The following is a 26,009-nucleotide window of genomic DNA, read 5'->3' on the forward strand; positions in this document are numbered from 1 at the left end:
TTTCTGGGTTTGAGCCGGCTCAAAATCATGACATAACATTGAAAATCGAGGGGCGCCGCCAAGCACCAGACTGTGGGATAATGCCCAACTCTTATTTGGGCCAAGTCATCAGCGCAGCGAAACCAGTACCTTGCAGCCCGCCAACAATAGAATTATTTATATATAAATCAATTACTTAAAAGACATTTACACAATGAATGCAATAGAGCCAACAGATCAGCACACACCGATGATGCAGCAGTACTTGCGCATCAAAGCCCAGCATAAAGACGAGATAGTGTTTTATCGCATGGGGGATTTTTACGAGCTGTTTTTTGATGATGCAAAGCGCGCATCCCAAATTTTGGACATCACCCTCACCGCGCGCGGCAAGTCCAATGGCGAGCCGATTCCCATGGCGGGCATTCCGTTTCATTCCGCTGATGGCTATCTCGCCAAATTGGTGAAAGAAGGAATTTCCGTCGCCGTGTGCGAACAAATTGGCGATCCGGCCACCAGCAAAGGGCCGGTTGAGCGCAAGGTGATGCGCATTGTGACGCCGGGTACCGTGAGCGATGAAGCGTTGCTGGATTCGCGCCGCGATAATTTATTGGTGGCATTGCATCAATCCGGCGAGACGTTTGGGATCGCCTCACTGGATATGGCCAGTGGCCGCTTTCTGGTATTGGAAGTGGAAGGCTTGGAATCGGCGCTCGGAGAATTACAGCGCTTGAGCCCTGCCGAATTATTGATTAGCGATCACATCACCACACCGGCATTGGTGGAGAATCGCAAAGGCTTGCGCCGCCGCGGCCCCTGGGAATTTGATTTGGAAACCGCCGAGCGGTTGTTGATCCAACAATTCTCTACCAAAGATTTAGCGGGTTTTGGTTGCGATCATTTAACAACCGCGCTTTGCGCCGCTGGCTGCTTATTAAGTTATGCGCGTGAAACCCAACGTACCGCCCTGCCCCATGTACGGAGCCTCGCCCATGAAAACCGCGATGAAGCGGTAATTATGGATGCAGCGACACGCCGCAATTTGGAATTGGATATTAATTTAACCGGTGGCGATGAACATACATTATTTTCGGTGTTGAATCGCGCTGCAACCAGTATGGGAAGCCGCTTGCTGCGCCGCTGGTTAAATCGCCCGCTGCGCGATCTGGATTTATTGGTCGGCCGACAAGATGCGATCGCCGAGCTGCAACACAATTATGCGTTTGAAATTTTTAATGGCATTTTAAAACGTGTCGGTGATATGGAGCGCATTCTCGGTCGCCTTGCATTGCGCTCAGCGCGCCCGCGCGATTTATCGCGCTTGTTGATGTCGATTGGCACCTATCCTGAATTACAGAATGAGTTAGCTCATAAAAATTCATCGCAATTAAAAAATCTCGCGCAGCAAATTTCGACCTTTCCTGATTTGGTAGAGTTGTTATCGCGCGCGATTATTGAAAACCCGCCAGTGGTGATTCGCGATGGCGGTGTTATCGCCGAAGGTTACGATGCCGAGCTGGATGATCTGCGCAATATCAGCACGAATGCTGGCCAGTATTTATTGGATTTGGAAACACGTGAACGCGAGCGCACGGGTATCCCGACATTAAAAGTCGGCTACAACCGTGTGCACGGTTATTTTATTGAGTTGACCACGGCGCAATCGGAAAAAGCGCCTGCAGATTACATCCGTCGCCAGACGCTAAAAAATGCCGAGCGTTACATCACGCCGGAATTAAAAGAATTTGAAGATAAAGCGCTCTCCGCACAAAGCCGCGCGCTTGCGCGTGAAAAAGCACTTTATGAAGAACTGATTGATATTTTGAATGTGCAATTAGTTCCGCTGCAAGATTCCGCTGCGGCCGTTGCTGAATTGGATGTGCTTGCGACTCTGGCAGAGCGCGCCGATGCACTCGGTTTTTGCAAGCCGGAATTATCCTTGCGCGCCGGCATTAATATTATTGGCGGGCGCCATCCGGTGGTTGAGCAAGTGACATCGGCGCCTTTTGTGCCGAACGATCTGGAATTTAATCCACAGCGCCATATGCTCATCATCACCGGCCCAAATATGGGTGGTAAATCCACCTATATGCGGCAGGCAGCGTTGATCACATTGCTCGCGCACATTGGCAGCTTTGTGCCAGCGCAAAAAGCGACGATTGGTATTGTTGACCGCATCTTTACCCGTATCGGTTCAGCGGATGATTTAGCCGGTGGCCGCTCAACCTTTATGGTGGAGATGACGGAGACTGCGAATATTTTGCATAACGCTACCGAGCGCAGTTTGGTATTGATGGATGAAATCGGGCGCGGCACGAGCACCTTCGATGGTTTGTCGCTTGCGTGGGCCTGCGCAAAACATCTCGCCGAAAAAGTGCGCGCGTTTACTTTGTTCGCCACTCACTATTTTGAAATTACGACACTGCCGGAAACCGTGACAGGCATCGCCAACGTGCATTTGAATGCAACCGAGCACAAAGACAATATTGTGTTCCTGCACAAAGTACAGGAAGGGCCTGCCAGCAAAAGTTATGGTTTGCAGGTGGCAAAACTTGCAGGTATTCCCGCGCAAGTATTGGCGGAAGCGCAGCAACAGTTGCATCTGCTGGAGAATGGCGAACATCCGCATTCGATTAAATCATCTTCTTCGGTAGCAGCCCCAAGTATTACAGTGGCAGAGGCTGTACAACAAACTAATGATTTAGTTACTACACTTGTGTCGCCGTTGCAGTCAGGTCTGTTCGATGCATTGCCCAATCCGGCGCTGGCAGCACTGCATAAAATCAATCCCGATAACCTCAGCCCGCGTGAAGCGCTGGAGCAGTTGTATCGCCTGAAAGAACTCTACGCCAAGGGAAAATAGCTGTTAAAAGGAACCATTCTCAACTATCGCTTTTTGCCGCTGTTTTCGCGGCTTTTCTGCTGATTTTCGCCGGCAAAAGCCTACCCAAACCGGTGGATGCTGTTTAGAATGCGCGCTCTTGTTTGAGCGCCATTTTGTTGCGCGCGTTAACTATCGAATTCTGTTACCTGTGGGAGTCTCCTATGACGTTTGTAGTTGGGGAAAATTGCATTAAATGTAAGCACACAGACTGTGTGGAAGTATGCCCGGTAGATTGCTTCTACGAAGGCCCCAATTTTTTGGTGATTCACCCGGACGAGTGTATTGACTGCGCATTGTGTGAGCCTGAGTGCCCAGTTGGCGCCATCTTCTCAGAGGACGAATTGCCGGAAGATCAAGCGGTATTCCTGGAGTTGAACGCCGAGTTGGCGCAGGTATGGCCAAATATCACCGAGATCAAAGACTCTCCCGCTGATGCGGAAGAATGGGATGGTGTCCCCGGTAAGTTGCAATATCTGGAGCGTTAATTGGCTTTTGCTGATACACGACTTAAAAAAAAACCGCGCCAGTCGCGGTTTTTTTTCGCCCGGCAAAACTGGCTATTTAAGCGCCTGTGCTACACTCAATTTGACTTTTTAGACCAAGCAAAACCCAAGTCCAATATGAAGTAACCAATAACGAGGAACATGCTATGGGGATCAATGACAAGGCTTACAGCGAAAAGCGCGATTTTATCCGGATGAAAATCGGTGCTCCACTAAACGCTAAAATTGCCGCCGAATCAGAGGTTATTGACGGCCTATGTCTGGATTTAAGTGGCGGCGGCCTGCAAGTGGAAGCACAACAGGCGCTCGCAATAGGCACCCAGGTAGAAGTAGAAGTCTCCTCAGATCACGGCCACAACCCTACACTGAAAGCCAATGCCAAAGTGGTTCGCTCAGTGCCCTCAGACAATGGCGGGCATTTGTTGGGGTTGGAAATTATTAATATTTTGCCCTGAACGGCTTCACTGAATAAGGGTTCGATACACACCATAAAAAAACGGCTACCAAGTAGCCGTTTTTTTATTGCGAATCAACAGGTTATAAAGCGATAGCTAGAAATCACCTTCAAAATCTTCCTCGCTAAAATCCTCATCACCAAAGTCGTCCGTCACCTCGCCATTGTTAACAAGATATGCACGGCGCTGCAGGTATACATCACGAATAAATACGTAGCGATCTCCGGTGATATTTTTTTCAAGCTCCAACAGGCCAGCGCGTGCGTCAAGAATCGACAATGCTTTCACACTGATTTCGGTGCGCTCGTGGGAAATATAAGTAGTGGGGTCGGTATACCAATTGACGGGCATGCCAGCCGTATCGCGCACTGTACTCGGACCAAGCAGGGGCAATACCAAATATGGTCCCTGCCCTACACCCCAAGTGGCCAAGGTTTGGCCAAAATCTTCCGGGGTATCGGCTGGCAGGTTCATATGCTTGGCAACATCCAGCAAACCACCCAGACCCAAGGTGCTATTCACTAAAAAGCGGCCTGTATCATACCCGGCACCCTTGAGGTCGCCCTGGAGCGCGCCGTTAATAACGTTGGGTACCTCACCTATATTGGAAAATATATTGCTTACGCCCACTTCAATCGGATCGGGAGTAACGGCTTTATACCCTTTAGCCAGCGGTTTCAGGAACCAGCGATCAACGCGGTCATTAAAATTGAAAACCGCACGATTCCACCCCTGCCAAGGGTCTGGATTTTTTTCATCCTGCGCATAACAAACGGCTGAAGGTAAAAGTGTTAACAGCACAAGAGCGATTGGTTTACGGATAGGCGTCATAAAATCCCTGAGTGTCGCCACAGCGACAAAGTCAAAACAGAATTGGAGGGAAGCAGGCTGGAAACTGCTATCGAGGCGCGCCACTTTAGCGAATCGCCGGAAAGCGCTCAACTCAATTAACACTCAAGACCTACCACCCGACCTGTTGGACAACGATTACTGACAAGTGTCACGAGCAACTGCAAAAGATTAAGTGACCCCTCTTAGGTGCATTTCGCGATGCTGCCTATATTCGCCTTGGCACCACAAACAGTTCACTCCCACGCCACCAATGAAATATTTCTGCCATGTTTTCGCAACAAAAGCTTCATCGTTTTGTCGCCCAAGTTTCACATTTGTCATCAAAGATAGCGTCACCTAAGCGCTAGGGACCAAAACAGCGCAACGATTTTCCATACACCCTTGTGACAACTGAGAAGAGAGTGAACTCATGAAACTGAAGAATATTTTTGCACTGAATGTAATGGCGGCAACCTTGGCAGCCTGTGGCGGTGGCGATATTAATTTGAACCCGAGCAACACGGTGATCGACTCTAACAACACCGTTGTTGAAGGTGGCCCAGTTGCTGAAGTTAACCCTTGCGCCAAATACACCGCTGCCGGTCAAGTGTTCCAAGGTATTTTTGCTTCAGGCAACTGTACTTATGCAGCAAGCTTTGTGAGCGACTCTCGCCCTTTGACCGAAGACTTATTTATTCCAGAGTTGGCAAACAACGGCCTGCACATTTTTGAAGATAGCCTCTTTGTTGGTGAAGATGTTAACGCCAGTGCCGCCGCTTCTGGCATCCGCGTACCACAAGACGGTGAAGGCCCAACCCTCACTATTGCGGCTGGAGCCAAACTGGCGTTCTCTGCATCGGAAGATTATGTGCGTATTGCCCGTGGCTCACGCATTGTTGCAGAAGGTACCGCAGCCAAACCTATCGTATTCAGCTCAGTAACTGACCTGCGCGACAATGCGGGCACCGAAGCCGACCGCGGTCTGTGGGGCGGTGTACAAATTAACGGTAACGGCCTCACTAATAAATGTTCAGACGCAGAACGTCAGCCAAGCGGTGCAAACCCTCACAACTGTCACGCCACAGCAGAAGGTCGCCCGGCCGCTTACGGTGGTAACAACAATGCTGAAAACTCTGGCAGCTTGCGTTATGTCGTTATCAAACATGCTGGTTACGAAGTTGTAGAAGGCAGTGAATTGAATGGTTTGACTCTGAATGCTGTTGGTTCAGGCACCCGTATCGAATACGTTCAAACCTACACCACGCAAGATGATGGCTTTGAAATGTTTGGCGGTGCGGTAGACCTGAAACACGTTGTTGGCGTTAACGTGGGTGATGACACTTTTGACTTCTCTGAAGGCTGGACTGGCAATATCCAATTTGCACTTTCAGTAGCAACTTCTGGCGGAAATACCTGTGTGGAAGCCGACAACACCGGTTCAGGCCGTGGTGATGGTATAGCGCCGCTGACCAAAGGCCGTATCTCTAACCTGACCTGCTTAACCTCCAACGTAGATGCTGGCCAAGGTGATCAACCTTCATCTAAAGGCGACTCTGAAGGCCCCGTGTTCCGTGAAGGCGCTTTCTTTGAGATGTACAACTCTATCGTGACCTCAAGTGCTGATGGCATGAGCTCTAACGAGTGTCTGGAAATTATCGACTCTGAAGGCCCAGAGACCATCGCTGGCGCCAAAGCAGGCTGGTCTGTTGCTGCAAGCAACTTCATTGCCTGTACCGAAGCACTGAAACAAGGTGTCAATCCAGCCAATAGTGACTTCTCTTTAGCTACTTGGCTGAACACAGCACCTAACGCTAACAACGTAGTAGTTAACGGTTCGGTTGCTGGTACCTTGCCCGTCACCATCCTCGCAGACCTTGCTACCAACAACCGTGCTTACATTACAGCTGCTGCCTTTGCTGACGGTAATGCCGCTGGAATCAGCATTCCTGCCTACGATGTGACCCGTTTGGAAGACGAGTTTGAGGCTGGCGCAGCACCTGCTCTGGGCAGCGCCGGTAGCAGCAGCTTTTTCACCGCTGTTGATTTCATCGGTGCCGTGAAAGCCGGTAGCGACTGGACCGAAGGTTGGACTGTAGGCCTGAGCGAATAATTCAGGGGAATTGAACCGCTAGGTTGCTGGCAGTGACGAGAGGCGCCTAAGGGCGCCTCTCTTCTTGAAGCCACAGGCGTTTAGCGCCGCTCTCGTTCAGATGAACTGCATTGAAAAAGGTCAGGATCATGCAAACAAATAGTTTACGCAAACACACTTTATTTTTAGCGATTGCTGCTGCCTCTGGCTCTGCTGGCAGCCTTGCGCAGGATAACGAAAACACCGGCATGTCAGCTCCCATGCCCGCAATTGAAGCGCCGGTATTGGAAGAGATGCTAGTGACTGGGCGACTGATGAGCGGTGCCCAATCAGTGGTTGATCAACGCCTGCAAGAACCCTTCGCTGCTGACATTCTTGGCAGTGAACAAATCTCCCGCGTTGGCGATTCAAATGTTGCAACCGCCCTGCTGCGTGTACCCGGTATTACGCTGATCGACAATCAATATGTGTATGTTCGCGGTTTGGGTGAACGCTACTCCAGCGTGCTGCTAAATGGCGCCGCTGTGCCCTCCCCAGAATTAACGCGCAATGTGTTGCCCTTGGATGGCATTCCCGCATCCATCGTGCGCACCCTCAAAGTACAAAAATCCTACTCACCCGACCTACCCGCGCATTTTGGCGGTGGTAATGTGGATATCCGCACCAAAAGCATTCCCGATGAGCTGGTCTTTGAACTCTCCGTCGGTACCGGCATGAACAGCGAAAGCAGCGATGACGGTCTTTCTTACCGCAGCGGCGGATCAACCAGCGGTTTACCAAAAGCAATTGATCAAGCACTCGATATCTATCAGGGTAAAGTCAACGTCAACGGTATTGTCGACATCATCGACACCAACGGCGGCTCACCGACTGCAGAACAATTGACCCAAGCGCGCACTATTAACCGCGAATTAATGCTCAACCTCGATCGCAATATCGAAATCGAAAAGAAATCTATCCCCGTCGACGTCAGCACCAGTGTTGCCTTGGGCAACGCGTGGGACATCGACGATGACTGGAGTATCGGCGCGATGCTGAACGCCAGTTACGATAATGAAACCCGCAATAAAAACCAGCGCCGCCAAGCTATCGGCGACCCGGACCAAATCTATTCTGAAACAGAGCGTACCGTTGAAGAACGCAGTGACCTGGTCGCAGTTAACTTGGGTATCGACTACCAGGGTATGCACAATCTGGAAATGAATGGCTACAAGATTGATAACCGCGAAGATGAAGCGCAGATTGAAACCGGTCACGATGCCAGCAACCGCGCGCAAGACGGTCGTCAAACCGTTGATTACATCACTCGCTATGAGGAGCGCTCACTGGAAGTGTTGCAGTTCTTGGGCGAACACAAACTGGATCAACTCAGCGGCGGCCTGCTGGGTGACGTAATGGTTGATTGGGTGTATTCAGATTCCAGCGCAGAAACCGACATCCCAGGTAAGGCTGCCGTCAAGGGCCTCAATAACATTGACGCGCTCACCGGCGAAGTGACCAATACCCAAATACTGGCTACCTCATCTGCTGCCACCTATTCATTCTTATCACTGGCTGACGATGTAGAAAACTATGGTTTTGATGTTGCTGTGCCGCTGTTGTTCGACAATACCGAAATCACGTTTTCAGGTGGTTATAACTACAACGACAAAGTGCGCGAATACTACGGCTACACCGCTAACATCAACGCCATTGGAGTTTCCTCCAGCGTATTGCAAGGCACACCGGGCAACGTACTGACCGATGCCAAGCTCACTGATTTGAATTCACCGTTTGAATTTACGGTAGGCGGTGGCTTGGGCACCGAAAGTTATATCGCTGCACAAATGACTGACGCGGCTTACGGTATGTTTGACTTGAAATGGAATGAAACCATTCGTGTCACCGGTGGTGCGCGTTACGAGGATTTCCGCCAAGCCTTGTTGCCGGTTGATTTGCTCGATTACAGCGGCGAGAGCATCGACAAAATCATCGATGAAATTCAGGAAGACGACCAGAAGTTTGCCCTGCGCGATGATGGTTGGTATCCATCATTGGCTGTAACCTACATGAACTCCGGTTTTATGGGTGCGCAGGACTTTCAAGTTCGCGCCAGCTTTGCTCAAACACTGGTTCGCCCGGATTTACGTGAAGTCTCGGATGTTTACTACATAGACCCGGAGCTGGGCATTCAGGTACAAGGTAATTCGCGTCTGCAAACATCAGATATAGATCATTTTGATTTACGCAGCGAATGGGTATACGACAATGGCGATAACTTTACCTTGTCGCTGTTTTACAAAGACATCACCAATCCGATTGAACAAAGCCGCGTTCCCGGTTCGGACGATTCAATTTTGCTGACCTTTTACAACGCCGTCTCCGGTGAAATCACCGGCCTGGAATTTGAAGGCTTGAAAGAATTAGGCGCGGGCTTTTTTGTGACCGGTAACCTGACCTTGACCGATTCCGAAATTATTTCACCAGAAGGTGGTGGCTTCACCAATATCAAACGTCAAATGACCGGCCAATCTGATTATATGTTTAACGGTCAGCTGGGTTTTGATTCGGATGACGGCATGCACACAGTCGCCCTAGCCTACAACCTCTTTGGCGAGCGTGTTTACTACGCCTCCAACAACAATGGTCACGACGATGCGTTTGAACAACCGTTTAATTCACTCAATATTGTCTACTCGTTTTATCCCACAGAGTTGTTCACTACCAAGTTGAAAATCGACAATATTCTCGATGAAAAACGTACTTTTGAACAAACCAACTCAAATGGCAACACCGTTACCATTTTGGAACAAGACGTAGGCACCAGTGTCAGTCTGGAAGTGAAATACACTTTCTAAAACAAACGGTTGATTTTACAGGGTACAACAAAGCCACTTGCGAGTGGCTTTGTTGTTTTTAAACATCCCGCTCCAAATAACTAAAAATTTTTATATTTTTTCTGTTTACACCCAAAATTGTCACAAACTATTCACATTGGTGTGCTAGGTGCGGTGCTAATCTAACCATGAAGACGGCGATCTTGACCCACAAGGGTGCAGATAACCGCATTAATGATTCACGAGGAGCACACTATGACCAACACTATTCTTAAAAAAATGATTCGCTCACTGGTAATGTTAGCGGCTATTGCCCCATTAGCGAGCTACGCAGCTGCTTATACTCCCGCAAAATTTGGCAACGCAGAAGAAACCCTGAGCAAACAAATCACATTACCCACCTCCTTTGGTGAAGGTGTACGTACAGTTGCGGTTTACTGCCAGGCAGATGTGCTCACCAGTGGTTTAATTAACAACGTAAATTGTTATGAAAGCAGCCCTAAAGTTTCAATGCAGAAAGTAACAGAGTCAGCACTGAAATCATCAACCTTTGAACCGGCAACTATTGATGGCAAAGCGGTGCCTGTAAGAATGCAGATGCGGGTAGTTTATTCACTGGGCGGCACCCAAGCTCCTATAGTGTTGCTACCTAACCTGGGAACACTGCAAGCCAAATACGGTACCCACTACTACGCTCCGCAAGAAAGGCTCGACACTAGCGACTGGTATGCCCATTACAGTACTAAAGAGCGCGGTGATGGAAAGTTATTTTTTGCTGACGGGAAGATGACACGTGTTATGGCAAATATCGAAGCAGATGGCAAAGTGGAAACCGTAAGCACGCTGGAAGCCGCCATGCGCAAACAATCCGATGCGGCAAATATTGAAAGTGCGCTGAAAAAGTCGAAGTTTATCCCAGGCTTTGTACAAGACACTCCCACCGCTATGCACTACATCGCAGTGGTGAATTACAAAAAATAAGCAACAATCAATGCTCAACAAAAAGGCCGCACTTGTTGCGGCCTTTTTCATTTAAAAATTAATCATTAATCTAAAATCAGATTAAGAATTTACAAACAATGGTATTCCAAGCTCAATTCTATACGTCCCATAGGTAACGGACGATAGGTTTCACCCTGCACATTAAAACCCTTGCTACAACGCTCCATAACCTTTTGTAATAATTGATTTTTAGCCAGTCCAACATTCGCCCACTGCTCTACCTCAACACTCAATACTGTTTTTTCGCGAGACGCAGAAATATTTTCTTCAGCTGCAACCTTACTCGCCGCTTGCTCACCGTTCACTTCAGTGGATGTGTTGAGTACCGCACCCTCGCTGCCTTTTTTAAAGGCTTTTTGCAAAAAGCCATTTAATCCTTTATCACTATAATCACAGTCTTTTTGATTTACATTCATTGAATCGGCGGCATCAACGGCATTCGCACATTCCTCTTCAGCAAATGCCGCTGATATGCCACCAGTAGCCAGCCAGATTACTAACAGGGAGCAGCATAATTTTTTCATTGTTTAACCTCGATTTTGTATATCTTTCAAAAACAACAAAGGGTGCCGAAGCACCCTTTGTTTGAATCAAGCAAGATTTAGAATTTGTAATCCATGCCAATACCAACGTAACTATCATCGCGGAAATTATCACGATCAGCATCAGTAATTGGAGCTTCGGGAATAACATCCATCACACCATTTTGAACTTGGGTGTAATAACCATAAAGAGTCGCGCTCTTGGTCATTTTGTAGTCCACACCGATACTGGCCGCCTCGCCATCAATCCAGCGTACATCGGAATCACCGTATTGGGTTTTCAGGGCCCACTTGTCGTTGATGTTCCAAAGCGCAGAGACTAATGCTCCATCTTCATCTAGATCACGATAGCAAGGAGCTGTCGCGCCGCCGACACAAGTAACTTGTCTCTTATCGGCGTAGTCTTCTACCAAAACACCAAACTGGAACGCACCAAGGTTCAAACGACCAACCAATCGGATCAGATCAACCCCTTTAGCTTCAACGTCTTGATCCATAGCAACGCCAACGTAGAACACGGGTGATGTATAACCAAAGGATGCGGAAGCACCCGCAGTTTCTTCACCATCTTTTTTGGTAGTTCCATCATTTTCTTCCGTTACATAAGCAACCGAACCTGCAAAACCGCCACCAAAAGTTGGGGTTGTGTATTGCACAATATTGCTTGCACGAATTTCACCTTTGAAAATGTTGGTGATATCCCCTTCCAAATCATTGAACAGGTCTATTTTTTCCTGGGCAACTTTGGTGGGAGTATCAAAGTGACCACCCATAATAGTACCCGCAGTACCTTGTAAACCGAGGTAAATATTGCGCTGGCTAAAAGTGCCACCACTACCTGAACCATCATCAACTTCCGTTTGGTATTCAAACTGATAAATAACTTTCAGGCTGGAATTAACCGCTTCGCCGCCTTTAACTCCAATTCTTGAAGCGTTGCTGACTAATTCTACTCGTGTACCGTCAGCATTATTTCCGTTTGCGGTGGAGTACTCTGCTTCATCTACGCTCTGAAGTGAAACATTCGCCTTACCGTAAACAATAACGTCGGCAACTGCAGCCATTGGGAAAAGAGAGGCCACTGCAAAGGCCAGTAATGATTTTTTCATGGAGTCGTCTCCTAGAGATGATGATGTGTTCAAATCCTGAACACTGGTCGTTAGTCAAAAATGACACTTGTGTGTCACTGTTGTTGCCATTATGTGAATCTAAGATTACAGAATTATGACAGCGCGCAATAATAGCCGATTACACCACTGGGTGAACTACGCCCAGTTCGCATAACTCTTTCACAAGCGACCCAGCATCAGACGTAAATTGCTCCGGATGAGGATGAGATAACTCACCGGCAATTATTGTCAATAGTTCGCTCAAAGAAGAGCCTTGGTTAACCTGCATTAGATAAAGTAAACGCAAAGTCATGGGATTAACAGCCATAAAGCAAACTTTATCGCTGCTGTTACGGTAGACAACCAAATCTACCGGTTCAGGTAGTATCGGTTTAAAACGCGGGGAAATTTTATGGACGGGGTACTGATAATGCAATGCAATCGCCAAGGGAGACACACAAAAACTGGCGGCAAAAATATCATTTGTAGCTAATTTGTACTCTGGCAGTTGCGCTTCACTAATATCCAGTGCCAATTCAACCCATTCGTAATGCGCCAATTCACATATAAAAGGCAATTCAGGATACAAATGGGCGGACTGGGTAAGGAACTGTAAAAACTCTTCGCTGATTTCTAAAAAATAAGGGGTTTGACAGCGGTGATGTTGGATAAATTGCCGTACCAAGCCATGCCATTGCTCATCATTCAGCAATGAGCGCAATACCGGAAATACGCCGGCGACTAAATTTTCAATATTGTTGTAAATCAGATCGCGATAAATTTCCATGCGTCGCGCTTCCATCGCGGCGGGTATTGCGTATTCATCCGGTGCGCGCAAATAGCGGGCGAAATCCATTTGAGTTTGCTGAAAGGATTTCATGTTACAAACATTGTGACTGGCGCTGTTTGATGAAATCCAATTCACTCATCAATTCAGGTAAAGGTGGAATATTAAAATCGCGTTCGAGCAGGGTGGGCTTTACACCAAAGAGCGCATAACTTTTTTCAAGCAGCGCCCATACAGGGTCAATGACTGCTGTGCCGTGTGTATCTACCCGTAAATCTTCAGCCTCCTCATAATGCCCTGCGATGTGAATATACGCTGTGCGCTCACCAGGTAAACTGGCCAGAAACTCAAAGGGATCATAGCGATGATTGATACTGTTCACGTAGATATTATTAACATCCAGCAACAGCGCACAATCCGCTTTTTTAATTACCGCATTAATAAATTCACTCTCACTCATCTCTTGTTGCGGTGCGCAATAATAGGATGAATTTTCTATCGCAATACGTTGCCCCAAAATATCCTGCGCTTGCTGAATGCGTGCAGCAACATAATCGACAGCCTCTTCCGTAAATGGAATAGGCAACAAATCGTATAGCTGACCATCGTCAGAGCAATAACTTAAATGTTCGCTGTAATAACGAATACCATGTTCTTGCATCAACTTTTTTATAGCGTGCAATAGTTCGGTATTTAGCGGTGCAGGTGAACCAATAGAAAGCGATAAGCCATGGCACACAAACGGAAAACGTTCAGTATAACGGCGGAATTTTTTACCCAGACGCCCACCAAGATTAATCCAATTTTCCGGTGCAACTTCCATAAATTGGATGTCATCAGGCGTGGATTGCTCAAGGGTATCAAGCAAACTCCGGCGCAGGCCCAAACCTGCACCGGAGATGGGAGCCACATAATTTGTGGGTAACAACTGGCTCATTACTCTGCTTTTTTATCCGCGCCGCATTTACCTTCGCCGCACTTGCCTTCACCTGCAGCTTTTTTATCGGCACCGCACTTACCTTCACCGCACTTACCTTCGCCACATTTGCCTTCACCGTCTGCTTTTTTATGCTCGGCGCCGCACTTGCCCTCACCGCATTTGCCTTCACCATCGGCTTTTTTATGCTCAGCACCACACTTTGCTTCGCCGCACTTGTGCTCACCCTCGGTTTTACCCGCATGGTTATCAGCCAAGGTATAACCGGCATTGAGTGAAGTGGCGGTAAAGCTGGTATTCGCAGAAGCCAGGGGTGAAAGCGTGGCAGAAGCAGCAAATGCAACACCCATTAATGCAGACATAGAAGATATTTTGTTATTCATAAAAAGACTCCGTTGTATTAATACCTGGATAAAAGTGGCAATAACCGGAATGGACAATCACCAAATGAACTAACCAACTCTAGCGACTGGTTGCACTATAGAATCCGCTACCGCGAATTTGTTACAGATTTTTTTGGTGCACCCCTTGGTTAACCCTGAGCCACAAGCATAGCCTGCTCCCACTGTTTATCCAAACGCTTATCTGAGACCGGTATCTGGGTTTTCAGGGTCTGTGCAAAAAGCGAAATACGCAGCTCCTCGATCCACCAGCGGTAATCCAGAAGCTCGCTATTCTGCGCGAGGCGATAATCCCCCTCCTTGGCTAAATAATCCACCAGCCGCTGCCAATGGGGCCCCACCTCGGCCAATTGCAGTTTGTCTTTTTGCGGGTTGAGTGCCGCCTTTTCCAACCGCTGCTGGATCCCCCGCATATATTTGGGGTATTGGTGCAGCCACAGTGCCGGGGTTTTATATACCAAACCGGGATAAAACAACTGGGTTAATTGGTGATTGATATCGCTGATGGTGAATGCCAGCATTAGCATATTTTTTTGCTGTTTAAGCTGCTTTTTAATTTCCACCAATAACTTCAAACTGGCGATTAATTGGCTGGCGAGTTCTTGTGCTTGCAGGATGAGTTTATCCTTGACGAGATTTACCGCCACCTCAAACGCCGCGTGACTACGGGGCAAATGTTGTTGATCGGCGAGCGCTAATTGTTTAATTGCCGCCATGATTAAATCATCCGCTACCTGATCGCGATTACCAATGCCCGCTAGCGTGAGCGCAACCTCTTGCCCTTTTAATAATTCTTTCTGCAAGTATTTAACAGTTTGGTTCAGCGCTAAAAAAATCAACCGCGTTATGCCGCGCTGGGTTAAATCCAGTGCTTGCAAAGGGTTATCCAGTACCTGCAGCGCCACCGAAGTTTGTTTATCAACTAATGCAGGATAAGCGCGAATACTAATGCCACCGCGCGGCAGCTGAATAGCTTGCGGAAGTTCGGCGAAATCCCACGCAATAATTCCATCGCGTTCGATATCGGTGGCGGCCGATTGAATATTTTGTTGCACTCGCTCGCGGTATTTATCGCGCAGCGGTGTCAAGTCACGCCCACTGGCAATAATTTTTCCCTTGTCGTCCACCACGTGGATATTAAAGCGGTAGTAATCGTCCACACTGGTTTCTAACCAAGCTTCTTTGGGTATATCAACACCGGTTAGCCGTTTTAACTGCTGTGTGAGCGCTTCGCTGAGTGGTTTGTTATCAGGCGCAAGTGTGGCGAGAATTTTATCCACCACATCGGGTACCGGTACAAAATGTTTACGCAGGTTTTTGGGCAGGGATTTAATCAAACCAATACATTTTTCACGCAGCATACCCGGCACTAACCATTCCAAGCGCTGCTCTGGCACTTGATGCAAAACACTCATCGGCACATGGATGCTTACACCATCAAACGCATGATTAGGTTCAAAGTGATAGCTCAATGGAAATACCATGCCGCGCCATTCCAATTCATTGGGAAATTGGGCTTGGGTGATATCGCCCGCGCCGTGGCGCATGAGTATTTCGCGGGTGAGAAATAATAGCTTGGGTTTTTCCTGCTCCGCTTTTTTGCGCCATGCCTCAAACCCAGCAAGGTTAACTACATGAACAGGAATTCGCTCATTGTAAAAATCAAAAATCACCTGCTCATCTACCACAATATCGCGACGACGCGCTTTGGATTCCAGCTCTTCCAATTCGGCCAGTAATTGTAATTGATGCGCAAAAAAATCGGTTTCAGGATTTTTATTGCGCAGGCTTTTGCGTTTGGGGTGTTGATCGTATTGCCCTTCCACCAGCGCGGCACGAATAAACACCTCGCGGCATTGCGCAGGGTCTATATGGCTATAGCTGACGGACTTTTTCTCCACAATGGTTAAACCATAGAGCGTGATTTTTTCAAACACCATCACCTGCCCGCTACGGCTGTCGTAGTGCGGTTCAAAATGTTGGCGTTTGATTAAATGCTCGGCCGCCGCCGTGATCCACTCAGGCTCTATTTTGGCAACGGTATGCGCAAATAACTTGGAGGTTTCAATCAGTTCCGCAGCCATAATCCATTTGGGCGTTTTTTTCACTAAGGACGAACCGGGGAAAATAGAAAACTTTCGATTGCGCGCGCCTAAATATTCGCGCTCCTCGTGATTAAAACCAAGGTTGCCGAGCAAACCCGTTAACAACGCTTTATGAATGGACTCATAGTTTGCAGGCTCGCTATTCACACGAATTCCCAAATCCTTAACCGCCACGCACAATTGGTGATGCACATCGCGCCATTCACGCAAGCGTAAGTAAGAAAGGAATTCTTTCTTACACAGTTTGCGCAACTGGTTTTGTGAGAGTTCCTGCCGCTGGGTTTCAAAATAATCCCACACCCCTACAAATCCAAGAAAGTCCGAATGTTCAGCCCAAAACCGGCGATGCATTTGATCAGCCGCTTGCTGTTTTTCTGACGGGCGCTCGCGCGGATCTTGCACGGAAAGCGCACTGGCGATAATCAATAACTCACGCACACAGGACTGCTCCTGTGCGGATAACAGCATGCGCGCCAAACGTGGATCAAGCGGCAATTTGCTCAGCTGTTGCCCCACGGGTGTTAATTGATTTTTGGTGTTTACCGCATGCAACTCTTCCAGCAGTTTAAAACCATCGCTAATCAAACGATGATCCGGCGCATCAATAAAGGGAAACTTATGAATATCGCCCATACGCAATTGCAGCATTTGCAAAATAACAGCAGCGAGGTTGGTGCGCAGAATTTCTGCATCGGTAAACGCTGGGCGCGAATTAAAATCCTCCTCGCTGTACAGGCGAATACAAATACCTTCTGCGACACGACCACAGCGACCTTTGCGCTGATTGGCACTCGCTTGCGAGACGGGTTCAATCGGTAATCGCTGTACTTTAGTGCGATACGAATAGCGGCTGATACGCGCAAAACCCGGGTCAATCACATAGCGAATTCCCGGCACAGTGATCGAGGTTTCCGCCACGTTAGTCGCCAACACAATTCGGCGCCCAGTGTGCGGTGCAAATACTTTTTGCTGCTCGGCCAAACTTAAACGCGCATAAAAGGGAATCACTTCCATGTGCGCAAATTGTGCTTTGCGCAACGCTTCCGCCGCTTCGCGAATTTCGCGTTCGCCGCTCAAAAATATCAGTATGTCGCCACCACGTGCGCCTGATCCGGTTTTTTCATGCAGTTCAATTTCGTGCACCGCATCAACAATCGCGGCGTATTGATCCGGTTCGTTTTCACTCTCATCGCTGCCCTCAAATTCATAGAGTGGGCGATACCAAACTTCAACCGGATAAGTGCGGCCAGAAACCTCAATGATGGGTGCATTGTTGAAATGTTGCGAGAAGCGTTCGAGATCGATAGTCGCTGAGGTGATAATTAATTTTAAATCGGGGCGTTTCGGTAACAGTTGTTTTAAATAACCGAGCAGAAAATCGATATTCAAACTGCGCTCATGGGCTTCGTCGATAATGAGCGTGTCGTATTTATTAAGAAAAGGATCATGCTGGATTTCGGCCAACAAAATCCCGTCCGTCATGACTTTGATCAGGGTATTTTCATTGGACTGATCGCTGAAGCGAACCTGATAGCCCACCTTCTCACCGAGGGTGGTTTTTAGTTCTTCCGCAATGCGATTTGCAACTGTATTCGCTGCAATGCGACGCGGCTGGGTGTGACCAATCAAACCTTTTACACCACGACCAATTGTCAAACAAATTTTGGGGATTTGGGTGGTTTTGCCCGAACCGGTTTCACCAGCGAGCACTACCACCTGATTATTGGCAATAATCTGCGCGATTTCCTCGCGTTTTTCACAAACCGGTAAATTGGGGAACTCAATTTGTTCAGGCACCAGTGTTTTGCGGCGCTGCACAGTGGCTTGCGAGCGGGCTAATTGAGCCTGCCATTTCTCCAGCGATTCGGCGTAGGGTTTTTCCGCGCGGGCGAGTTTTTCAATTTCATTGAGGCGGCGAACCAGTTTGTACTGGTCCGGCCCCATGACATCAACAATAGATTGTTTATAACTTGACCAAATATTCGACATATTAACTCAGCGCACTGCACTTCCTGCTAGCTGACGCGACGTGGATTCAGCGCGTCAGTAAATAAGCAGTGGATAATACAGCGCTGCTGGTTAACGATTCAAACGATTGATCAGCCAGGCGCGCAATTGGCGGGATTTGAGATCATCCACCGGGGCCAACAACCCCTGTACAGCAGGTGGAATATTTTCCCGCGGGCGGTCGTTATCGCCAAAAATATAAAAATCGAACAGTGCTTTCCACGCCGCTTTTTCGCGCTCGGGCAAATCGCGAATGCTCAAAATAGCGTGTTTTAACACGTTGACGGCAGGGCCAACAAAGTCCGGCGCGGTTCGCCACCAGTAATTCACCAGCACATTCAGCGAGCTCTGCCCTTCTATATGGTGCCACCACATACTGGGAAGGTAGAGCGCATCACCCGGTTCAAGTTCCGCCACCTGCCCGGCCGCCATGGCGTCGCGAAAGCGCGGAAACTTCTCAAAGTCGGGGTTTACAAAATCTACCAGGCTAATTTGCTGCCCAGCGGGATTAAAATCCAACGGGCCCGGGTAAAGATTCTCCACTTGCTCCGGCGGAAAAACAGTAAACCGACGATTGCCCACCACATTACAGGCCAGATTATCGGGTGCATCAAAATGGCAGGAAATACGCGATTTATTGCCAATCCAGATACTCACGAGTGGATTATCTTCCTGCGGGATCTTTAAATCGTTTTGCGCACGAAAACCCGGTAAACAGACATCCACCGTAGTTGACCCTACATAAAATGTAGGCGGCAAAGCGTCATCTTTGTGGGCAAGAATATTGTCAAGCACAGTATCCAGCCGCACGCGGTCAGCCACATAATTCAGCGCCGTCATATCCTGATTGTAAAAATAATGGCCTTGAATTTCCGGCGGACCAAAAAACGCGCCTACGGTTTTACCGCTGTAAAACGGGCGCAGATAGGCGTCAGCCGCCTCGTGGGACTTCAAACCAGCCTGCACCAGAGGCCAGTCGCGCGCAATACCCTTGAGAACGAGGGGCTGGTTACCGCTGAGCAACTCTGCAGGTATATTGTTTGGGTCTATACCCTGAACTTCTTTTACTGTCGTTGGGATGTCGAGCATGGTCAATTCTTCTTGTTAGTTACAACTGGCGAATAGGTTTGATAAGCCGTTTTATCAACCGCGGTTATTGTAATAGCACAGCGAATTTGACCACTAATAGTCGCCAAACACAATTGATATGGATCATGGGCGCCCCTCGACATTAAGGGATGGCCACTATTTGCAGTAGATGAAACTGGTCAGGGTCAAACGCCCGGCAAGGGGATTAGCCGTAAAATTGAAATTAGGTGCTATGGAGGCGGAATGTAAAACATCGCCAGAATAGATAATCAGGCGATTAAAATTCGCCTCGTAGTAGGCAATCTCCTCGTAGTAGTCATTAGTCCCGCAAATGTATCGCTTTTGCCAAACGGGGTCTTGCTCTTCCTTCGCCAAAAAATCGCTGTAGAGCGGCATTCGCGTTTCATCCAAGCGCTCAAAACCGGTGGCTTTGTGGCGATATAACGAGGTTCCACCCTTGTCCGGAGTACACAAGTAATGCACAGCAGCGAGTTTAGTGGACTTGATACTATCCACATGCGGGCGCGCTTGCGGTACGCTCAGGTGCTCCGGTGGCGTCATCACCATGGAATAAATAGATTGGGAATATTCGATTTGTTCCGGCGAGAGGTTAAAGCAATCACTAATAATATCGCGCAAATGTGTGGCAAGCGCGGCAGCATAAAATTCCGGCACCTTTGACTGAATACCGGGATAAAAATCAACACCAGGGCGAAACTGGCCGTATTTCACCGCAAAACCCACCAAGGCTTCTGCTTGGTGTAAAAAATTATCCACAACCAATACCGGGCGCTTTTCATTGCCAACATGATCGATGCGATAACGGAAATTAGCGTGCAACGGCGGTAAAAAATTATCGGTCGTCATAGTATTCCGTATTGTTTCGCCTCATTATTCACACGCATCACCCCACACAGCAGCTTTACAGTAATACTGCAAATAATCATGGTGCCCTGGCATTTTTTGAACGCTGTGTTTTACCTGACTTCTGATATCACTTAAAAACGTTTTCAGCTCAGCGTCTGTCATCTCATTTGCCACCGCATGATAGCGCTCCGGCACCAACCCCTGACCCACCATTACTTGCAACCAGGATGACTCCGCAAAAAGTTTATAGGGTGATTCAACAAATAATTTCCCGGTTTCCCTAAACAAACGTATGCGATGCTCAAGCGATTCCGGGATAGGCATATTTTTACAGTAACGCCAGAATCCACTGTCTTCGCGCTCGGTTAAATGGTAATGCATTATCACAAAATCCCTGATTGTTAATATTTCTGTTTTCATCTGGTTATTATATTCATCCATATCACACGCACGAATACCATCATACGGGAACATTTGAATGAGACGGGTAATACCACGCTGGATAAGATGAATGCTTGTGGACTCCAGCGGCTCGATAAAACCACTCGCCAACCCCAAGGCCACACAATTTTTATTCCAGTGTTTGAGGCGTTGGCCCGTTTTAAATTTTATGACTCGCGGCTCTGAGATCAATTGTCCATCAATTTTTTCCAGCAACAGAGTTCTGGCGTCTTCATCACTCATATATTGGCTGCAATAAACAAAACCATTGCCAACGCGATGCTGCAACGGAATTTGCCACTGCCAGCCAGCGTGATGCGCAATCGCACGTGTATAAGGAACCGGTTCACGCACTGATTCGGTTTGCACGGCTATCGCGCTATCGCAGGGCAACCAATGCGACCAATCTTCATAACCCGTATGCAATGCCTCTTCAATCAACAAACCACGAAAGCCAGAACAGTCGATAAAAAAATCACCTTCAACGACAGTACCGGATGCGAGACGAATATTTTTGATGTACCCGGAATCGTCCAAAACCACGTTTTCTACTTTGCCTTCAATGCGGAGAGCGCCCGCATTTTCAGCGATACGACGCAAAAATTTAGCGTAAAAACCGGCATCAATATGGTAGGCATAGGTCAACGGTGGGTTCGACATATGGGCAAATTTATTGTGCAATGCAGCTGCATATTCCAGGGAATAATCACCCAATGGATCATCCACGCCAATATCCAATCCTCTGCGCCAGAAATGCTGAAAGCTCGCAGCCCACGTATCTTTGCCGGTATGACCAAAGGAGTGAATATAGCGGTCGTTTATGTTTTTCCAATTTTCAAATGAGATGCCTAACTTGATCGTACCTTTAACGAAGGTCAACAATTCCTGTTCATTTATACCCAGATAACGATTCAATAAAATCAGCGGAGGTACCGTAGCTTCTCCCACGCCGACGGTGGAGATCTCATCGGATTCAACCAATATAACCGCGACACTTTTCCCTAGCAGCTTGGCAAAGGATGCAGCAGCCATCCAGCCCGCTGTACCACCACCGACAATAACTACTTTTTTTACTTTTGTTAGATAATTCATCGCGTGTACCACAGTGCATCGATTATTGATTCTGAAGCCGGGTTTCAAGACGTGCGATTAACTTCATCACGTTGGAATGGGAAGCCAATAGCATATAGATAAACTCCAGATAACCTTTACTGTGTAACTCAGCCACAACACTCCCGTTCAATGCGCTCAACTTTTCTTCATTAATTGTATACAGGCCAGTCAAATTATTACGCTCACCGTTTTTTAAAGTGATATCAAGAGTCACCACTTCAAGCAAATCGTAATTCAATAATTCAGTGATAAAAAGTTCACTCAAATCTGTGCCATATTGAATGTATTCCAACACAGCAACCATTTTTTCCAAAAAAAGTGAGTAGCCACCGTGCGGTAAAAAAACCCGCTCACCCTGGGTTTCACTGACCCGCGGGCTATCCATATCTACATACATCATCCGGCTTGGCTGGTTATCATCTTGATCTGGCCTGGGAGGCTGTATTCCAATCAGAAATGGCCGTCTTTTTACCGATGCTGGAATATATTGTGCATCCCATCCACTATCAGACAAAAAAAGATTTTCATTTTGGCGCAAGCCAAGCAATGCCACGGTGAGAAACTTTCCAGTCTCAGGATTTTTCCGGAAGAAAATGGGATATTCATTTTGAATGGCGCGAAACTCCTGCGGAAAAGTGACTGCGGACATTTCGTTGTCGCCATAGTGCGGAGCATAGTCTCGAATAACACAGAGATTTTTATGGGCGACATTATTAAGCAATACAAAATTAGGCATACGTAATCCCCGTCATTATTTTTTCCAGTGACTCGATAAATCCAGTAAAAAAAGCCGCTGTTACCAGCGGCTTTTTTGGTTGCGTTACAGCAGCTAATAATTAGAAACTGTAACGAGCACCCAGGTTGTAACGAGCACCAGTTTCAATATAGTTAAACGTCATATTCTCATGACGGCCATATTGACGCGTGGTTTCGTTGGTAATGTTTAGACCTTCAAGTGACAAAGTCAGGTTGTCAGTAAGCTCGTAACTCACGCTCGCATCCACCTGACCATAGGCTTCAGTGTAGCGTGGGTTTCCACCGCCACCGGCGAGGAAATCATCACGCCAGTTGTATGCAATACGTACCTGCAGGCCATCCTTATCGTAGAAGCCAATCAGGTTGGCTGAATCGCTCAAACCATAAATCGCAAACTGACTAGCCTTGGATACATTGTTGTATTCGGTATCGGAATCCACTTTGGTAACGTTAGCCTGGAAACCATAACCCGACTCACCAAAACTATGTTGCACAGCGATCTCGATACCATCAATGGCAACATCTTCATTGTTGATTGGGCGAGTCACTTCAAAAGGCAGAATTGGATCTTCGGGCAATGCAAATACATGGTTATTTGCCGCATCCACGCTACCGGGATAGTTAGCAACAATATATTCGTTAATTGCCGTCAGGTTATTACCCACCGCTGCAACCGCCGCGTTCCAACGTGGCCCACCGACTGGAGTATGGAAGCCGCTGTCTGTGATAGTGACAGGCGCACTGCTACCAATGAAATCCACAACGTCTTTCTTGAAGAATCCAAGAGATACATAGCTTGAATCAGCGTAGTACCATTCAGCAGACAGATCGAAATTGGTTGACTCCATTGGGTTCAGGTCAGGATCGCCAGCGGAGGCAGAACCCATGCTGACGCGCGGCGCTGTGCCCCACACAAATCCACCCTTGAGATCATTGTAGTTTGGACGAGAAATCGTTTTGCTAAATGATGCGCGCGCTTTGATGTCATCGGTCAGCGCTATATCAAAATCCAAATTAGGCAAGGTTTTTGAGTAGCTACCGGTGGTGACACCGTACTCACTACCATTAGCTATCAGGGAGTACTCGTTACCACTGTTCCAGCGAATGTAGGGAGTATAGGCAGACACGTAAGCGGTTGATTCGACGTCCGTAGTCTCATGGCGAACACCTACCGCCAAATTAGCAGGCATACCGGCAATCTCAGGTTTGAAACCAAACTGTAAGTAGGCAAAATCTGACGTTTCTACCGTGGTTTGATCGTCCAACCCGTCATTCGCCAAGGCAGGGTCCCGAGTGGTGCAATAGGCTCTGATGCAGTGACCGGTATCTGAACCATAAAGGTCTGCGCCGACGGCCAACAGCTCGTCCCATTTACCGCGGACAAAACTGTTTTGGAAGTTAGCGCCATTCGTGGCATCGTGATCAAAATAGTTAGATAGCTTATCTACAATCCAGTAGGAGCGAGGAATATCGCCAACACCGTTTTCACCCTGCACACCACTCCAGCTACCCTGGTTTTGCGCTTGGTAGCCAAGGAAGAAATACTTGTTGGTGATTTCGTTAGTACCTACACCGGCTTTGACGTTGTCGATAAAGCTATCATCAAAGTTATAGGTTCCTTTTAATTGATATTCATCAACCGAGGAATCCTGCTCTTGAATGCGGAAGATGTTGTTGGTCAATTGCATCAGAGAGATATCCGGCGCCACGTTAGTGCGGCCATCCTCATGGCCAATTCTATTCATGACCGGGAACTTGCCAGAGAAATCCATAGACACTCGGTAGTTATCGATAGAACCAAAGTTAAATTGGTTGTTACCACCCCACTTGCCGTTTGGACCTGACAACGACGTTGAGTTGTGTGCGTCAAACTCCAGTTCCAGATTGTCAGTCGCATCCCACTTAACATTTAAACCGGATGACTTTAGGTTGGATTTGGTCTTGTTGAACTTAACAATACTATTGATTTCATGACGACCCGAGTTTTCCGTGTAAGACAGCGGATACGCAGGGTTGGTATCACTCCATTCAATGTCCAAATCGTTATCGCGGGTAAACCAAAAGCCGGTACCAAAATTGTTAACTTCGTTTTGCTGGGTTACATAGAGGTAATCCGCCGTCACGGTTAGCTGCTCTATCGGTTGGTATTGCAGGGTCAACTGGCTATTCAAGCGCTTACGGTTTACTTCATTGACCGAATACATCACCTCAGAAGGAATGGCGTAGGTTCTGCCATCTCCCGGCTGATGTTCGGCAGGAATTCCAGCCCAGTCGCCACCATCTGTGGCATGCACAAACCAGTCACTGACGCTGGCATTGCGATCGCCGCTGTTACGCTCTTGATAACTACCTGTCAGCGCAACACCGATGGTGTCGTCCGCAAAGGTATTACTGAACAAGCCGGAGACTTCCGGAGTCAGGTCATCCTTCATTACCGAAGAATCGTCATATACCGCTTTGCCGCCGAGCACGGCTTTCAAACCGGGGCTGCTGAGCGGACGCGGGGTGACAATGTTGATCAATGCACCCATACCGCCAGATTGCACATCAGCACGGCCGCTTTTATACACCTGAACCCCGGAAACACCTTCAGAGGCCAGGTTCGCGAAGTCAAAAGAACGGCTGGTACCGAATGATGATGCAGGCATTTGACGGCTGTTTAAGGTCACCAAATTGTAATCGCCTGACAAACCACGCACCGTTACCTTGCTACCTTCACCGTTTACACGGTCGATCGATACACCGGGGATACGTTGCAGGGATTCGGCAAGGTTGGTATCAGGCATTTTGCCGATATCTTCCGCCGAAATAGCATCGACTACACCCACTGCTTCGCGTTTTACATCCATAGAGGCCTGCAGCGACGCTTTAATACCGGTAACAATGACCTCTTCCAAGGCATTGTCTTGCGCCATTGCCACTGAACTGAAACCAGCTGCCATCACCGATGCCACTGCCGTAGCCATGATCTTTCTTTTAAAGTTGATTGGGTTTTGCATGAGCATAATCCTCGAACCGTTATTGTTATCGTAACTTGCCTCTCGTTGGGGCCTGTGCAAAAACACAGAACCTTGTGCCAGTTACTCACTAGTCTTATTTTTTCCTACGCTAGCCACCCATGAGGTGGCATTCACGCGAGCCTATAGTTGCGCGTTGGAAAGGTTCGGGCGTCCGAGTTAGTTAATTAGGGTTAAGGTGGGAAGTTCGAGTTGAGTGTTTTTAAGCGAACACTGAAAATAATCCTTTATTATCAAATAGTTAATAAACAACTTTAACGTTAGATTAGCAGTATTTTT

The 26,009-nt window shown here is 47.8% G+C and carries 18 protein-coding genes; 6 read left to right on the top strand and 12 right to left on the bottom strand.

Annotated features, from left to right (window positions below):
- The first annotated feature begins 193 nt into the window (after positions 1-193).
- From mutS to O59_RS08415, 3 genes are all read left to right on the top strand, one after another.
- Positions 194-2,842 carry a DNA mismatch repair protein MutS gene (mutS, locus tag O59_RS08405; RefSeq protein WP_007641528.1) on the top strand — a complete coding sequence of 883 codons (2,649 nt, stop codon included), beginning with the start codon at positions 194-196 and terminating at the stop codon, positions 2,840-2,842.
- A 182-nt stretch (positions 2,843-3,024) separates the two neighbouring features.
- A complete protein-coding gene (gene fdxA, locus O59_RS08410; protein ID WP_040391760.1) occupies positions 3,025-3,348 on the top strand; it encodes a ferredoxin FdxA in 324 nt (107 codons plus the stop codon).
- A gap of 164 nt (positions 3,349-3,512) precedes the next feature.
- Positions 3,513-3,821, top strand: a complete 309-nt coding sequence (locus tag O59_RS08415) for a PilZ domain-containing protein (RefSeq protein WP_007641530.1) — start codon at positions 3,513-3,515, stop codon at positions 3,819-3,821.
- Between the two features lie 96 nt (positions 3,822-3,917).
- Here O59_RS08415 and O59_RS08420 read toward each other — a convergent pair whose 3' ends face one another.
- Positions 3,918-4,652, bottom strand: coding sequence for a VacJ family lipoprotein (locus O59_RS08420; RefSeq protein WP_040392053.1), 735 nt, complete (start codon positions 4,650-4,652; stop codon positions 3,918-3,920).
- A 430-nt stretch (positions 4,653-5,082) separates the two neighbouring features.
- Here O59_RS08420 and O59_RS08425 point away from each other — a divergent pair, with 430 nt between their 5' ends.
- The 3 genes from O59_RS08425 (at position 5,083) to O59_RS08435 (ending at position 10,538) form a co-directional block, all read left to right on the top strand.
- Positions 5,083-6,762 (top strand): hypothetical protein, encoded by a 1,680-nt coding sequence (locus tag O59_RS08425; protein WP_007641535.1) that lies wholly within the window; start codon positions 5,083-5,085, stop codon positions 6,760-6,762.
- 128 nt (positions 6,763-6,890) lie between these two features.
- A complete protein-coding gene (locus tag O59_RS08430) occupies positions 6,891-9,578 on the top strand; it encodes a TonB-dependent receptor domain-containing protein (RefSeq protein WP_007641536.1) in 2,688 nt (895 codons plus the stop codon).
- A gap of 234 nt (positions 9,579-9,812) precedes the next feature.
- The gene (locus O59_RS08435) at positions 9,813-10,538 is read left to right on the top strand and encodes an energy transducer TonB (protein WP_040391763.1); all 726 of its coding nucleotides are present in this window, start codon (positions 9,813-9,815) and stop codon (positions 10,536-10,538) included.
- A gap of 89 nt (positions 10,539-10,627) precedes the next feature.
- Here O59_RS08435 and O59_RS08440 read toward each other — a convergent pair whose 3' ends face one another.
- From O59_RS08440 to O59_RS08490, 11 genes are all read right to left on the bottom strand, one after another.
- Entirely contained in the window at positions 10,628-11,083 is a 456-nt protein-coding gene (locus O59_RS08440) for a hypothetical protein (RefSeq protein WP_007641539.1), read from the bottom strand.
- Positions 11,084-11,160: 77 nt separating this feature from the next.
- Complete coding sequence (locus O59_RS08445; RefSeq protein ID WP_007641541.1) at positions 11,161-12,210, bottom strand: porin; 1,050 nt, start codon at positions 12,208-12,210, stop codon at positions 11,161-11,163.
- A 139-nt stretch (positions 12,211-12,349) separates the two neighbouring features.
- Entirely contained in the window at positions 12,350-13,090 is a 741-nt protein-coding gene (locus O59_RS08450) for a DUF2063 domain-containing protein (RefSeq protein WP_007641543.1), read from the bottom strand.
- Position 13,091: 1 nt separating this feature from the next.
- Positions 13,092-13,934 carry a DUF692 domain-containing protein gene (locus tag O59_RS08455; protein WP_007641545.1) on the bottom strand — a complete coding sequence of 281 codons (843 nt, stop codon included), beginning with the start codon at positions 13,932-13,934 and terminating at the stop codon, positions 13,092-13,094.
- Positions 13,934-14,317, bottom strand: coding sequence for a hypothetical protein (locus O59_RS08460; RefSeq protein ID WP_040391766.1), 384 nt, complete (start codon positions 14,315-14,317; stop codon positions 13,934-13,936). Before O59_RS08460 ends, O59_RS08455 begins: the two co-directional genes overlap by 1 nt.
- Positions 14,318-14,466: 149 nt before the next feature.
- Entirely contained in the window at positions 14,467-18,429 is a 3,963-nt protein-coding gene (gene hrpA, locus O59_RS08465) for an ATP-dependent RNA helicase HrpA (RefSeq protein ID WP_007641549.1), read from the bottom strand.
- A gap of 90 nt (positions 18,430-18,519) precedes the next feature.
- Positions 18,520-19,536, bottom strand: a complete 1,017-nt coding sequence (locus O59_RS08470; protein WP_007641551.1) for a cupin-like domain-containing protein — start codon at positions 19,534-19,536, stop codon at positions 18,520-18,522.
- 156 nt (positions 19,537-19,692) lie between these two features.
- A complete protein-coding gene (locus O59_RS08475; protein WP_007641553.1) occupies positions 19,693-20,403 on the bottom strand; it encodes a DUF6445 family protein in 711 nt (236 codons plus the stop codon).
- A gap of 24 nt (positions 20,404-20,427) precedes the next feature.
- Positions 20,428-21,936, bottom strand: a complete 1,509-nt coding sequence (locus O59_RS08480) for a tryptophan halogenase family protein (RefSeq protein WP_040391768.1) — start codon at positions 21,934-21,936, stop codon at positions 20,428-20,430.
- A gap of 22 nt (positions 21,937-21,958) precedes the next feature.
- Entirely contained in the window at positions 21,959-22,693 is a 735-nt protein-coding gene (locus O59_RS08485) for a SapC family protein (RefSeq protein WP_007641562.1), read from the bottom strand.
- Between the two features lie 100 nt (positions 22,694-22,793).
- On the bottom strand, positions 22,794-25,679 hold the full coding sequence (locus O59_RS08490; RefSeq protein ID WP_232283054.1) for a TonB-dependent receptor: 2,886 nt from the start codon (positions 25,677-25,679) through the stop codon (positions 22,794-22,796).
- Between the last annotated feature and the right edge of the window lie 330 nt (positions 25,680-26,009).

Origin of the sequence: Cellvibrio sp. BR (genome assembly GCF_000263355.1) — a bacterium.
Classification (GTDB): Bacteria; Pseudomonadota; Gammaproteobacteria; order Pseudomonadales; family Cellvibrionaceae; genus Cellvibrio.